The organism is Fulvivirga sp. M361 (genome assembly GCF_007097395.1).
GTDB lineage: Bacteria > Bacteroidota > Bacteroidia > Cytophagales > Cyclobacteriaceae > Fulvivirga.
On the sequence record NZ_VKDC01000025.1, the window covers coordinates 53599 to 66140 of the forward strand.

At 42.7% G+C, this 12542-nt stretch carries 14 protein-coding genes; all 14 read left to right on the forward strand.

Annotated features, from left to right (window positions below; genetic code table 11):
• Window positions 1–4 precede the first annotated feature (4 nt).
• Complete coding sequence (locus FNH22_RS22555; RefSeq protein WP_143400718.1) at window positions 5–1213, forward strand: ABC transporter substrate-binding protein; 1209 nt, start codon at window positions 5–7, stop codon at window positions 1211–1213.
• Between the two features lie 6 nt (window positions 1214–1219).
• Window positions 1220–2056: an ABC transporter permease subunit gene (locus FNH22_RS22560; protein WP_143400719.1), complete on the forward strand. Its 837-nt coding sequence runs from the start codon at window positions 1220–1222 to the stop codon at window positions 2054–2056.
• Window positions 2053–2823 (forward strand): ABC transporter permease, encoded by a 771-nt coding sequence (locus FNH22_RS22565; protein ID WP_143400720.1) that lies wholly within the window; start codon window positions 2053–2055, stop codon window positions 2821–2823. The genes FNH22_RS22560 and FNH22_RS22565 overlap by 4 nt, the downstream gene beginning before the upstream one ends.
• A complete protein-coding gene (locus FNH22_RS22570; RefSeq protein WP_143400721.1) occupies window positions 2820–3539 on the forward strand; it encodes an ABC transporter ATP-binding protein in 720 nt (239 codons plus the stop codon). The genes FNH22_RS22565 and FNH22_RS22570 overlap by 4 nt, the downstream gene beginning before the upstream one ends.
• A gap of 2 nt (window positions 3540–3541) precedes the next feature.
• Complete coding sequence (locus FNH22_RS22575) at window positions 3542–4486, forward strand: radical SAM protein (RefSeq protein ID WP_143400722.1); 945 nt, start codon at window positions 3542–3544, stop codon at window positions 4484–4486.
• Window positions 4487–4503: 17 nt separating this feature from the next.
• On the forward strand, window positions 4504–4881 hold the full coding sequence (locus tag FNH22_RS22580; protein WP_185154355.1) for a hypothetical protein: 378 nt from the start codon (window positions 4504–4506) through the stop codon (window positions 4879–4881).
• A 283-nt stretch (window positions 4882–5164) separates the two neighbouring features.
• On the forward strand, window positions 5165–6055 hold the full coding sequence (locus FNH22_RS22585; protein WP_143400723.1) for a DUF1080 domain-containing protein: 891 nt from the start codon (window positions 5165–5167) through the stop codon (window positions 6053–6055).
• Window positions 6056–6310: 255 nt separating this feature from the next.
• Window positions 6311–6736 carry an Rrf2 family transcriptional regulator gene (locus FNH22_RS22590; RefSeq protein ID WP_143400724.1) on the forward strand — a complete coding sequence of 142 codons (426 nt, stop codon included), beginning with the start codon at window positions 6311–6313 and terminating at the stop codon, window positions 6734–6736.
• 51 nt (window positions 6737–6787) lie between these two features.
• A complete protein-coding gene (ric, locus tag FNH22_RS22595) occupies window positions 6788–7510 on the forward strand; it encodes an iron-sulfur cluster repair di-iron protein (protein ID WP_143400725.1) in 723 nt (240 codons plus the stop codon).
• Window positions 7511–7518: 8 nt separating this feature from the next.
• Window positions 7519–8772, forward strand: a complete 1254-nt coding sequence (locus FNH22_RS22600) for a hypothetical protein (protein WP_143400726.1) — start codon at window positions 7519–7521, stop codon at window positions 8770–8772.
• A 76-nt stretch (window positions 8773–8848) separates the two neighbouring features.
• Complete coding sequence (locus FNH22_RS22605) at window positions 8849–9343, forward strand: cytochrome c (protein ID WP_143400727.1); 495 nt, start codon at window positions 8849–8851, stop codon at window positions 9341–9343.
• 5 nt (window positions 9344–9348) lie between these two features.
• Complete coding sequence (nosZ, locus tag FNH22_RS22610; RefSeq protein ID WP_143400728.1) at window positions 9349–11361, forward strand: Sec-dependent nitrous-oxide reductase; 2013 nt, start codon at window positions 9349–9351, stop codon at window positions 11359–11361.
• Window positions 11362–11518: 157 nt separating this feature from the next.
• Window positions 11519–12118 (forward strand): hypothetical protein, encoded by a 600-nt coding sequence (locus tag FNH22_RS22615; protein WP_221420328.1) that lies wholly within the window; start codon window positions 11519–11521, stop codon window positions 12116–12118.
• On the forward strand, window positions 12105–12542 hold the full coding sequence (locus FNH22_RS22620; RefSeq protein ID WP_143400729.1) for a hypothetical protein: 438 nt from the start codon (window positions 12105–12107) through the stop codon (window positions 12540–12542). The genes FNH22_RS22615 and FNH22_RS22620 overlap by 14 nt, the downstream gene beginning before the upstream one ends.

Genomic DNA, 12542 nt, shown 5'->3' on the forward strand with positions numbered 1-12542 from the left:
ATTCATGCGCTTAAAGATTTTATACCTCGTCCTGATAATAAGTAGTATCGCTTGCGAAAACCAGAAAAAAGAAGAGGTAATAACAGATAAACCCTGGCAGCAGATCATTCGGGAATCCAGGGATAAAACCCTTACCTTGATGATGTGGCAAGGAGACCCTTTAATCAACCGGTTTATGAGTGACTACATAGTACCAGAGCTCAAAGAGCAATATGGTATTACACTCAACATAGTGAACGGTCAGGGCAATACCATTGTCAGTACACTCATGACAGAACTGGAAGCCGGAGTGTCCTCCAGTGAGGTGGACATGATATGGATCAATGGAGAGACCTTCTATCAATTACGTCAGATTAAAGCCCTTTATGGCCCCTTTGTGGAGCGATTACCTAATAATGAATACATTGACTTGAGTAACCCTTTCATTGCCTATGACTTTCAGCAACCTGCGGACGGTTATGAATGCCCCTGGGGTAATGTGCAATTGGCGCTTATCTACAATGGAGAGCAGGTGAAAAACCCACCACAGAACCTGATCGAATTAGAGAAATGGGTCAGGGAGCATCCTGGTAAATTCACTATCGGTAATGATTTTACAGGTATGACGGTGCTCAAGTCCTGGCTCATTCATTTGGCAGGAGGAAAAGGGGCGTTAAAGGGCGATTTTAATGAGGAAAAATATAAAAAGTATAGCGCTGAACTATGGGAATACCTTAACCGAATTAAACCCTATTGGTGGAACAAAGGACAAAGCTTTCCATCTTCGGTAGCGCAGATCCACCAGTTATTTGCTAACGGTGAAGTGTGGTTTACCATGAGCAATAACGATAGTGAAGTGGACAACAAGATCGTTCAGGGGATTTTTCCTGAAAGTAGCCGGGCTTATGTCCCTGAAACCGGAACGATACAAAACTCACATTTTATGGGCATCGTCAACCATTCCTCCAACAAAGAGGCGGCCATGGTCGTATGCAATTTTCTGATTTCACCTGCGGTCCAGTGGGAAAAGATGCAGCCAGCCGTGTGGGGGGATGGCACAGTCCTGTCTGTGTCTGCACTGCCCGTGGAGTGGCAGCAGAAATTTCAGGCCATACCAGGAAGGAAAAATGCTCCTGATCGGGAGTTTATCAATGAAAGGGCCTTTATGGAACCCGCGCCTGAATATATGATCCGTTTGTTTGAAGATTTCAGAAAAGAGGTGATTGAAAAATAACTGCTGTTGAGAAAGAAGACCATTATATTGATCTATGTCCTGGTTACATTGGGGCCCTTAGCGCTTGGGTTAAGTTATTCTATACGCTACAGCTTTGGCCTGACGGGTTTGATGAATGAGGGATTTACTTTAACACATTGGATCAAACTCTGTAAGGAGAGTGATGCATTATACAGTTTAGGGTATAGCGCCTGGCTCACCATTATTTCCATGTTACTTACATTAGGTTTATCCTTGATGCTGTCCTGGTGGTTTGTCCGCCGGAAAGGAGCTAATGGGTTGTTCAAGTCCCTTTTCTTGCCGATGTTATTCCCGCCGCTTGTAGCGGCTTTTGCATGGTTTTACCTCCTTAGTCCCGGGGGCATCATTTCCCGTATGGCATATCACCTGCACATTACCAATGCTATTGACGACTTCCCCCGCTGGACTAATGACAATTACAGTATAGGAATAGTGATCACACATGTGTTTCTAATATTTCCCATTTTTACGTTATTATTTACTGCACAGGCACAGAAAGAGCGAGTGTCTGAGTTAATGAATGCTGCATTAACCTTAGGAAGCAGTAAAATACAATTCTTGAAACGTATATACATTCCTCTATTGCTTTTAAAAACCCGTCCTGTTATTTGGCTCTACGGGATATTTTTATTGGGTACCTACGAAGTGCCTTTATTACTGGGGCAGTCTTCCCCAAGGCCAGTAACCTTGTTCATTACCGATAAACTTACCCGGTTTGACCTCAAGGACATCCCCGTTGGTCATGCTATGGTGGTGGTTTATACGCTATTGGTTTTGGTTGTTATTGCCCTTTTTGTTCGTAAAAAGCAGCATCTGATTTGAAAAACCAACTCCGTCATATCGTACTTATTTTTGTATTATCCCCTTTTTTGACAGTGGTTTATCTGTCCCTGGTATCAGGATGGTCATTTCCTGACCTGTGGCAGGCCAATTTTACCCTGCGTTTTTGGAAAAGCCTTTTGGAGTCAGGTAGCGGATTATTGGACAGTTTGCGGTTGTCTTTGTTTATTTCATTTTCCATTGCTCTATTGGCTACGGCATTTGGTTTTTTTGTGTCTAAACAACTCATGTTCTGGCAGCGCTATCAGGCTTTGTTACAACTGGCCTTCTATCCCTACCTTATTGCACCGGTAATACTCGGGGCCATGTTACAATACTATTTTGTACGTTGGGGGCTGACAGGGACACTTCTTGGTGTATTCCTGGCCCAAACCTTATTCGTTTTACCCTATAGTGTATTACTTATGGCCACCTTCTGGACGGACCGTATCCGGCAGATCGCTTTTCAGGCCAGTAGTTTAGGTGCGTCCAACCGGCAGGTGAATGCATCTGTACTGTTTCCCATGGCCAGGTCGTGGTTACTATTATGTTTTGTCCAGTGTTTTCTGATCTCCTGGTTTGAATATGGTATTACGCGCTTGATAGGTGTGGGTAAAGTAGATACGTTGACCATTAAAGTCATGCATTTTGTACAGGAGGCGAATCCACACTATGCAGCATTGGCAGCCTGCCTGATGATATTACCACTTTTGGTAGTACTGGTCATCAATCAGCGGTTAATCACAAACAGAAATCCAAACCCACTATGATCGTTCTGGATAACTTGCATAAAGTCTATGATGGGGAGACTGTTTTGAATGGCTTGTCATTGGAAGTGCCTGAACAGCTCACACTTAGTATCCTGGGAAAATCAGGTAGCGGCAAAAGTACATTGCTAAAAATAATGGCCGGCCTGGAATCTGCCGATTCAGGGAGCTTCTCAGTGCATGGTGAAGATATGTTATCGCTGGTACCTCAAAAAAGAGGAGTAGTATACCTGAGCCAGGAGCCCCTGCTTTTTCCACACTTAAGTGTCTTTGAAAACCTGGCTTACGGGCTTAAAATACGAAAACAGGATAAAGCCGCCATACAAAAGGACGTGGAGGTGATGGCAGATAAGCTTGGTCTGTCCGAACACTTAATGAAAGGGCCTCATCAACTTTCCGGTGGTCAAAAACAACGGGTGAGCTTCGGCAGGGCGCTTATTATTAATCCCAACATATTGTTACTGGACGAACCTTTTGGAAGCCTGGATACGCAAACCCGGGCTGAAATGCAGTCACTATTCAATAGCATTCGTAAGGAATTTAGCATTACCGCATTGTTTGTGACCCATGACTTAAAAGAGGCCCTGCTCATGGGGGACAGAGTTGCTATGATGCAAGACGGGAATTTACAGGTGTTTTCTTCTGTTGAGGCTTTTATAAACGATCCCGGCTCGGGAGCCGCCGATGAAATTAAATTTTGGAAACAGTTTAATCTTTAACAATGAAAGATTTTAATCATATAGAATCTGTATACTGGGTGTTTACACAACTCTGTAACGATAAGTGCGACCACTGTTATAACTTATCAGGCCCTCAGGGTTCGAGAATATCTGAAGAAGACTGCCTCAACATTATCGAAAACTTACCGGATAGTGTAGAGCGATTGATTTTATCTGGCGGTGAGCCGCTGGCAGAAAGGAAAAAACTGTACCTGATACTGGATAAGCTCAAAGAAAAGTACCAGGGTAAGACCCAGATCATGCTCCAGACCAATGGAGATCTGTTAACAGATGAGATCCTGGATACGCTGATCGAAAAAGGAGTGACACGTTTTGATATTGCCAGTATAGACCGTTATCACAAGGCGGCTGGCGGAAGACTCATGCAATTAGCTGAACTTTTTGAGTCAAGAGGAGTAAATGGTGATGATAAAGACCCGTTGGTACGTAAAGAGAATTACCTCCATAACTACTCCCTAAGCTGGGGGTATTGGGGCGCCAATGAGGATATGTGGCTGGGAGGTAACTGGGCAAGGGGCCGTGCAATGCAAAAGAACATATGGAAGAAGGACCCCGATCATAACTTTTGCGCGATCTTATCCGGGGCGGTAGGCTTCCTAAATGGAGGCGATAACATACCACAGGAAATATCCATACAGCTGTGGAAAATAAACCCCTGCTGTCCGGGTACAAAAGAAGCGCTGGGTGATGCCCGAAAGGAGAAGGTGGCCGATGTTCTTCTGCGCCTTTCCGGTAATCCGGTCTTTGAAATGCTGGACAAAGGTGATCCGTATAAAATGGGGGAGTCGGTCGGTATTTCAGAAAGTCATGCACGAAAGCGATGCGGAGAGCTTAAAAACGTGTGTCTCTGGTGTGATGAGTTCTTTGAAAAGCACTACGACATGTCTAAACTTGAAAAGAAAGCAGCAGAAGTACCCAAGGTATAACATTATGGTAATATAGAATGGAAGCAGAGAAGGAATTGATTTTCGTATATAATGCGGACTCAGGCGCCTGGAATGGATATATGGACATAATGCATAAGGTGTTCTCGCCAAAAACCTATGCATGTAATTTATGTGCGATCACCTATGGCACATTTTCCATTAAAAAGGAATGGGCAGATTTTATTGAAGGTCTGCCTGTAGCATTACGCTTTCTGCACCGCGATGAATGGGAAAGGGAATTCAAACGCAAAGATGATCTTCCCGCAGTTTTTTTGAGAAGAGGCGATCAGCTGTCTGTTTGGCTGGAGGCGGAAACGATGAATGAGATGGACCTAGAGGGGTTAAAAGGTTATATTGCTGCGCGTGTAAATGGAGCAGGGACGGAAATTGCCTGATTAAAAATCGGCAGAGTGAATATCAGAGGCAATGCATTTACCATTGCAAAGAATATATTTATCACCCATCACTAAAAATTTACCTAAAACAAACTCAATTCGTTATCTTATAAAATAATAGTCCGTGACTGTCTGGTGAAGTAATCCAGGCTGAAGGTCAAAGCTTTGTTCCTTATTTTGGTGAGTTTTAAACTAAGCTTGAAGTATAAACCATACATGTATCTGGTTATTTTGAGTAAATTGAGATGAGCTGATCGGCCAAGCACCATAAATCAAACTGAATATGAAATTTACACTCATGATCATTTCGTTAATCGCCCTCATTTCCACAGGGTTAATATCGAAGTCAACCTCTGAAAATACTTTTTCAAAAGACACTTGGGAGTTTTTACTGGACAAGGACTTAAGCCAATGGGATATATTTATGGGAGTACCCCATTATTCCGTTGATCTGGAAGGTTACCCAAAAGGAGACGGGATGAAAGGCACCCCTATTGGATTAAATAAAGACCCGTTGAAGGTGTTTTCAGTAGAAGAGGTGAACGGAGAACCAGTACTGAAAATTACCGGGCAGATCTATGCCGGATTGAGCACGAAACAAGTATTTGAAAACTACCATTTAAGTTTTGAGTTTAAGTGGGGGGAGAAAAAATATGAACCCAGGCTGGGAGACAAGAGAGACAGTGGTTTGCTTTACCATTGCCAGGAGCCACATGGCCAGTTTTGGAACGTTTGGATGCGCGCTCCTGAAATGCAGGTCCAGGAAACGGACTGTGGAGACTTTCATCCGTTGGCAGGGGTGAGCATGGATATCAAAGCGTCAAAGCATACAGAAAATAACAGGGAATATTGGATATACGATCCGAAAGGGAAGGTCAGGACGTTTAAAAGCGGACCTGGAGGCAGTTGCAGAAGGATCGCAAACTATGAAAAGCCAGGTCACCAGTGGAACCACCTCGAACTCATTTGTATAGGGGATAAAGCGTACCATATTGTGAATGGCAAAATAGTAATGGTGTTGGAAAACTCACGTGAATACACGAAAGACGGGATAGCTTCGGCACTAACGAAGGGAAAGATCCAGATCCAGTCTGAAGCGGCGGAAGTTTATTATAAGAACATAAAAATTAGAAAAGTAACGAAGTTGCCAGAGGTTTTTGCAAAGCAATTGTAGTAGGCATTTATAGCCGGAATCCTTAAAGAGACTACTATCATCAGAATAGATGGAACGAAATGAATAGCGGGTGACAAACAGCCTTTCCCGTTACCCATGAAGTGATTTGCTTAAAGTCGGGCTATTGCCACAGTTAACCCATCAAATGACATTTAGTTGTAGCAGTCTATTTCTCCTGTTTCAGGGAATAAAATAATTAAGGATAAATTTGTCCGGAATTATATTTTCGAATAAATTCACATCAAAATCGTCCGGATGTTTTCAAAAGCCTGTGAGTATGCATCAAAAATCATGATTTACCTTGCTTCAAAGCGAGATGAGGATAAGCTGGCAGGGCTTAAGGATATTGCAAAGGCCATCAATTCCCCCGAAGCTTATACGGCTAAAATATTACAGCAGCTTGTTCGGAGGGAGCTGTTACTTTCTGTAAGAGGACCCAACGGAGGGTTTGGTATACACAAAAACAAGGAAGTATCTCTCATGGAGGTCGTCATGGCCATTGATGGAGAGGGGATTGTGAAAAAATGCATTTTAGGATTGGAAGTTTGTTCGGAAAACCGCCCTTGTCCGGTACATGATAAGTTCGTAGCGGTGAGGGACCACTTACGTGGTATTCTCTCTACTACATTGATCACCGAAGTAGGGGACGGTATAGAAGAGAGTATCTTTTTCTTAAAATGATGAAACATCTAACTAATAAAGGATATAAAGGTCTTTAAATCTTAAATAAAAATGAAAAACATTTCTCAATTAAAAGTTGGAAAAATTGTAGCCATCAATTTCCGAACCTCTAAAGTGTTGACTGCCCATAATATTGACTTTTGTTGCAAAGGTGGGGTCACGTTGGAAGAGGCGTGTAAAGAGCGAAATTTGTCACTGGATCAGATCATTGCTGAACTGGAAGAATCATTTAAAACCCCGGATGCATTCGACTATGAGCATCTTGATTTGAAGGAGTTAATTGATATTATCGTCAATAACCATCATAAGTATGTAGAAAATACGGTTCCTGCTTTAAGGACTTACCTGAACAAACTGAGTGAGGTACACGGAGGCAATCATCCTGAGCTTTTGGAGATCAGAGAGATGTTCGATTCCTCTGCTGAGGCGCTTGTGGTGCATATGCGGAAGGAAGAAACAATTGTGTTTCCATATATCAAGGCGATGGTAGAAGCCAAAGAAAGGGATTTCCCACTTTCTGAACCTTATTTTGGTCATTTAAATAACCCCTTACAACTCATGGAAGAAGATCATGATCTTGAAGGGGAGCGGTTTAGAGAAATTGCAAGGCTGAGCGGAAACTATGAATGTCCTGAAGATGGATGCCAGACCTATAGTGTAGCCTATGCCTTACTCAAAGAGTTTGAAGAAGATTTACATAAGCACATCCATTTGGAAAACAATATTCTGTTTGCCAAGGCCCGGGCATTGTATTCGGAAATCATACCAAATTGACCCGATAAATGGAAAACGAAAACCGCTTCGATGCAGCATTCCATCCGGTGTTCAGGTTTCGCTGGATGAAAGTGGCGGTTTTCTATTTTCTTTTAGCGTCTGTACTAGGCGCGTTAATGCGCTACCTCTACATACATGAAATTCCGTTTCTGGATTACAAGCACGTATTACACGCGCATTCGCACCTGGCGCTGCTGGGGTGGGGCTATATGTTTGTTTCAGGAGCCATGCTGTTTTTACTGATCAAAAAACCGGTAACAAGGGCGATTTATCACAAAATATTCATTTTGAATACCACCGCGGCCTTTGGGATGACGGTATTCTTTCTCTACCAGGGATATGGTATCTACAGTATTACTTTTTCAACGGTACACCTGATTTCGGTATACCTGTTTGCCTATTATTTTTTACGGGACTTCAGGATTGTAAAGCCGGGTCCACATTCTCCGTTTATCAGGTGGAGTATTTATTGGTTACTGATCTCTTCACTGGGTCTCTGGGCGATTGCTCCGGTCAGTGCAATACTGGGTAAGCTACATCCTTTGTATTACATGAGTATCCAGTTCTTTTTACATTTTCAGTTCAATGGCTGGTTTACGTATGCCGTTATTGGCCTCCTGATCTATTATATATCCGGGAAGAATACTTCCGTGGTCATACCGGCATCCGGGTTTGTACTTTTACAGCTTTCCCTGTTATTAACTTATGCGCTTAGCGTGACCTGGAGCACACCCATGTCCATTGTATTTTACCTGAATACAGTTGGTGTCATTCTTCAGGCAGCGGCTTTTTATCTGATCATAAGATCTGTCTTCAGGTCTTATAATCCGTTCCGTTCGCTGACGCACTGGACCGATTGGTTATTGATGTTCGGAATAGTCTGCCTGATTCTAAAGGTAATGGCTCAAATGGCTGTGGCTGTTCCTGCCATCGCTACCATTTCTTACACCATTCGGAACTATGTCATAGGATTTATCCATTTGATCGTGCTTGGTTTTGTATCACTGACAGGCGCGGCTGTTCTTATTAAATCCAATTTACTTTCCAAAAACAGTACTTCCGGGTGGGGTTGGGTACTGCTGTTAATAGCTTTTACAGGAACAGAGGCATTGCTTTTTGGCCAGGGTACATTGCTTTGGATGGAGTTGGGATTTATTACGCATTATCATCTTTTACTTTTTGGAATTACACTGCTGTTCCCTATCTCCCTTTCGGTGATTTTAGCTGGTTTCAAGAGGCCTGATTTTGCCAATACATCATGATCGGCATCATACTTAAACCGATGAATATCAGCTATTATTAATATGATCAAACTACACTCACATAAATACTATCACTATGAAAAAAATAATTTTATTGATACTGGGATCACTCAGCTTGAATTTGATCTCCTGCGGGGATGGCGGTAAAAGCCGTATTGATAAGATCAAATCAGAGACCATTAAAACTCCTGAAGCCAACCCTAAAGGCATTGGTGAAGTGAAAAATGTAACGCTTACGGACCCTTTGGAAGAGAACATGATCAAAAGTGGTAAAGCAATTTATGAAATGAAATGTTCAGCATGCCATAAGCTTACCGACCAGCGCGTGGTAGGGCCGGGGTGGGCAGGAGTCACCAATAAAAGACGCCCTGAATGGATCATGAATATGATCACTAATGTGGATGTGATGTTGGATCAGGACCCCGAAGCCCAAAAGTTACTGGAGGAATGTTTGACGAGAATGCCTAACCAGGGGGTGGCCATAGGGGATGCCAGAGACCTCCTTGAATTTATGCGACAAAATGACCTTGACAAGACACAACAAAAAGATCAGGCTTTGACTAAAAATTAACTATCATGAAAAAAACAAAGATTCAAAAAATCGTTTGGTTTTTGTTTTCTCTTGCCGTGTTCGTAACAGCATGCAGCAAAAGAGACAGCAAAACTGTTTTAGAAGGAGACGCAGCCAGCCAGGCATACGTTGCCCCGGGAGAATATGACGAATTTTACGCCTTCCTCTCAGGAGGATTTAGCGGACAGGTTACCGCCTACGGATTACCTTCGGGACGTTTACTGAAGGAAATACCGGTGCTATCCAAATACCCGGAAAACGGATATGGCTATAGTGAAGAAACAAAAGCTATGTTCAACACTTCATTTGGTGAGGTGCCCTGGGATGATACACACCATATTGAATTATCACAAACCAATGGTGAATTTGACGGACGTTGGTTGTTTGTTAATGGCAATAATACACCCAGAATAGCACGTGTTGACCTGACAACATTTGAAACGGTCGAAATTTTAGAGATCCCTGATGTAGCCGGATTACACTGTGCTCCGTTTGTAACTGAAAATTCCGAATACCTGGTTTCGGGGACACGGTTCAGTGTGCCAATACCACAAAGAGATGTTCCTATTGCTACGTACAAAGAAAACTTTGAAGGACTGATCAATTACGTAGGCATAAACCAGGAAACCGGGGAGATGAGCCTGGATTTTCAAATAAGGATGCCTGGCTTTAATTATGATCTGGCAAGAAATGGAAAAGGAAAATCTCATGGCTGGAGTTTTTTAACCACCTATAACTCCGAACAGGCGTATACCTTATTGGAAGTCAATGCTTCACAAAAGGATAAGGACTTGCTGGCCATTGTAAACTGGAAAAAAGCCGAGGAATATGTGAAACAAGGGAAAGGCAAAGAACGGCAGACTTCTTATTATCATAACCTGGTAAATGAAAGAACCTCCATAGCGGAATCCAAAGAGATCACGACGACGACTATTCTGGACCCGGCGGATTGCCCTGATATGGTATATTTTATTCCTGTACCGAAATCTCCCCATGGCTGTGATGTTAATCCTTCAGGAGACTATATTGTGGGTAATGGTAAGCTATCCGCTGATATGTCCATCTATTCGTTTGACAAATTGATGGCTGCCATTGAAGGCAAGGATTTTGCCGGAGAAATAAATGGTATCCCTGTTATTAACTACGAATCCGGATTGCATGGCATCCTGAAAAAGCCCGGTCTGGGACCTCTTCATACGGAGTTTGATGGAAAGGGAAATGCATATACTACGTTCTTTATTTCCTCTGAAGTAGTAAAATGGGATGTGGAAAAACTGGAGATCCTCGATAAACAATCCACTTTCTACTCTCCGGGACACCTGGTGATTCCGGGGGGTGAAACCAGGAAACCTTTTGGGAAATACCTGGTAGCTATGAATAAGATCACAAAGGACCGCTATTTACCTACCGGCCCGGAATTAGCCCATAGCGCTCAGTTATTTGATATAAGCGGGGATAAAATGAAGCTCATATTGGACTTTCCGACAAAAGGTGAACCACACTATGCACAAGCTATCCCGGCAAGTAAAATCCAGCCGAATTCAAAGAAATTTTACAAGATCGAAGAAAATGGACACCCTTACGCAGCTAAAGGAGAAGGGCAAGCCAAGGTAGTTCGAGAAGGAAATGAAGTTCATGTTTACATGACGGCTATCAGGAGCCACCTGGCCCCGGATAATATTGAAGGGATAAAGATGGGAGATGAAGTATATTTTCATTTAACGAACCTGGAACAGGATTGGGATGTGCCCCATGGTTTTGCCGTGCAGGGGGCAAACAACGCAGAACTATTGGTTATGCCAGGACAGACAAGGACTTTAAAATGGGAGCCTTTTAAGCCAGGTGTGTTTGCCTTTTACTGTACAGATTTCTGCTCAGCACTACACCAGGAGATGTCTGGTTACGTAAGAGTCTCTCCAAAGGGATCTGATGTGAAGTTGATGTGGGGGCTGAACAATGAAAACAAAGACGAGGAAACACTCCGTGAAATGCTGAAGGAGCAGGAAAGGAGTCAGTAAGTGGTGAAAAATGGGATCTCTTTTTAGGTCCAGAGTTAAAAAGAGATCCTTTTCAAATGGCAGGGTAATGAATCTCATTATCGCTTTAGAGTTATGTTTTCAGCATAAACCCTGCTAATCTTTATTCCGGATATCTTACTACTTAAAAAGTAATAGCATGAAATCATTTATAACACCTCGCTTTTTAATGATTGCTGCCGTAGTGCTGCTGGCAGGTGTTTTTCTGTTCCCACTATGGCAAATTACCCTTGAAGCCGCCCAATTTCCTGGAGGATTACGACTGAATATATGGATCAATAAATTCTCAGGAGATGAGGGGGGAGGTGATATCATCAAAAATATCAATATACTGAATCACTATATTGGTATGAAGTACATTGAGCCTGATTCCATTGCAGAGCTTAAGTACTTCCCATTTATTGTGTACGGCATGATGACGCTCGGTCTTGTTACCGTGTTTTTAAATAAGACATGGGCATATGCCACCTGGTTGATTATTATGTCGGTGTTAGGCATTTTAGGTGTTTATGACTTTTATCTTTGGATGTATGACTACGGGCATAACCTTGATCCTAATGCCCCGATCAAGATTGAAGGGATGACCTATATGCCTCCTTTATTCGGTGAAAAAGATCTGCTCAATTTCTATGTGAAATCCTATCCCAGAATGGGCACCATCTTCTTGACTATATCCATTGTATTTTCATTCCTGGCCACCTGGTTTCGTAAAAAACAACAAAAAGATGCTAGAATCTAAATTTATTTTTCTTTCGACAGTCTTATTAGTGATAACCTTTGCCATAGGATGCAGTTCGGATGTTGAACCTATTGCGTTTGGAAAAGACCAGTGCAATTTTTGCAGGATGACCATCTCAAATCCCAAATTTGGCGCTGAGTTGATCACTGATAAAGGGCGAATTCTGAAATATGATGCGGCGGAATGTATGATCAATCACTTAAAGAAAGATGCTCCAAAGTATCGGCAAATGCTGGCCATTGCTTACGATCGGCCCAGGGAGTTATTTCCGGTTGACTTACTTCACTTTGTTATCACTCCTCATTACAGAAGCCCGATGGGGGCTAACCTGGCTGGTTTTGAGTCGGTAACTTCAATAGATGAAAGTATTGGGAGTAAAGTGTTGAGCTGGCAGGAGGTGGAGCGTGAATTAGGCCTGGATTGA

What these genes read in the sequence shown, in the direction of transcription:
- nosZ (WP_143400728.1), top strand. Translation starts at nt 9,349, where the DNA reads ATGAAAAAAACAAAGATTCAAAAAATCGTTTGGTTTTTGTTTTCTCTT.
- FNH22_RS22605 (WP_143400727.1), top strand. Translation starts at nt 8,849, where the DNA reads ATGAAAAAAATAATTTTATTGATACTGGGATCACTCAGCTTGAATTTG.
- FNH22_RS22600 (WP_143400726.1), top strand. Translation starts at nt 7,519, where the DNA reads ATGGAAAACGAAAACCGCTTCGATGCAGCATTCCATCCGGTGTTCAGG.
- FNH22_RS22555 (WP_143400718.1), top strand. Translation starts at nt 5, where the DNA reads ATGCGCTTAAAGATTTTATACCTCGTCCTGATAATAAGTAGTATCGCT.
- FNH22_RS22590 (WP_143400724.1), top strand. Translation starts at nt 6,311, where the DNA reads ATGTTTTCAAAAGCCTGTGAGTATGCATCAAAAATCATGATTTACCTT.
- FNH22_RS22620 (WP_143400729.1), top strand. Translation starts at nt 12,105, where the DNA reads ATGCTAGAATCTAAATTTATTTTTCTTTCGACAGTCTTATTAGTGATA.
- FNH22_RS22570 (WP_143400721.1), top strand. Translation starts at nt 2,820, where the DNA reads ATGATCGTTCTGGATAACTTGCATAAAGTCTATGATGGGGAGACTGTT.
- FNH22_RS22585 (WP_143400723.1), top strand. Translation starts at nt 5,165, where the DNA reads ATGAAATTTACACTCATGATCATTTCGTTAATCGCCCTCATTTCCACA.
- ric (WP_143400725.1), top strand. Translation starts at nt 6,788, where the DNA reads ATGAAAAACATTTCTCAATTAAAAGTTGGAAAAATTGTAGCCATCAAT.
- FNH22_RS22575 (WP_143400722.1), top strand. Translation starts at nt 3,542, where the DNA reads ATGAAAGATTTTAATCATATAGAATCTGTATACTGGGTGTTTACACAA.
- FNH22_RS22580 (WP_185154355.1), top strand. Translation starts at nt 4,504, where the DNA reads ATGGAAGCAGAGAAGGAATTGATTTTCGTATATAATGCGGACTCAGGC.
- FNH22_RS22615 (WP_221420328.1), top strand. Translation starts at nt 11,519, where the DNA reads ATGAAATCATTTATAACACCTCGCTTTTTAATGATTGCTGCCGTAGTG.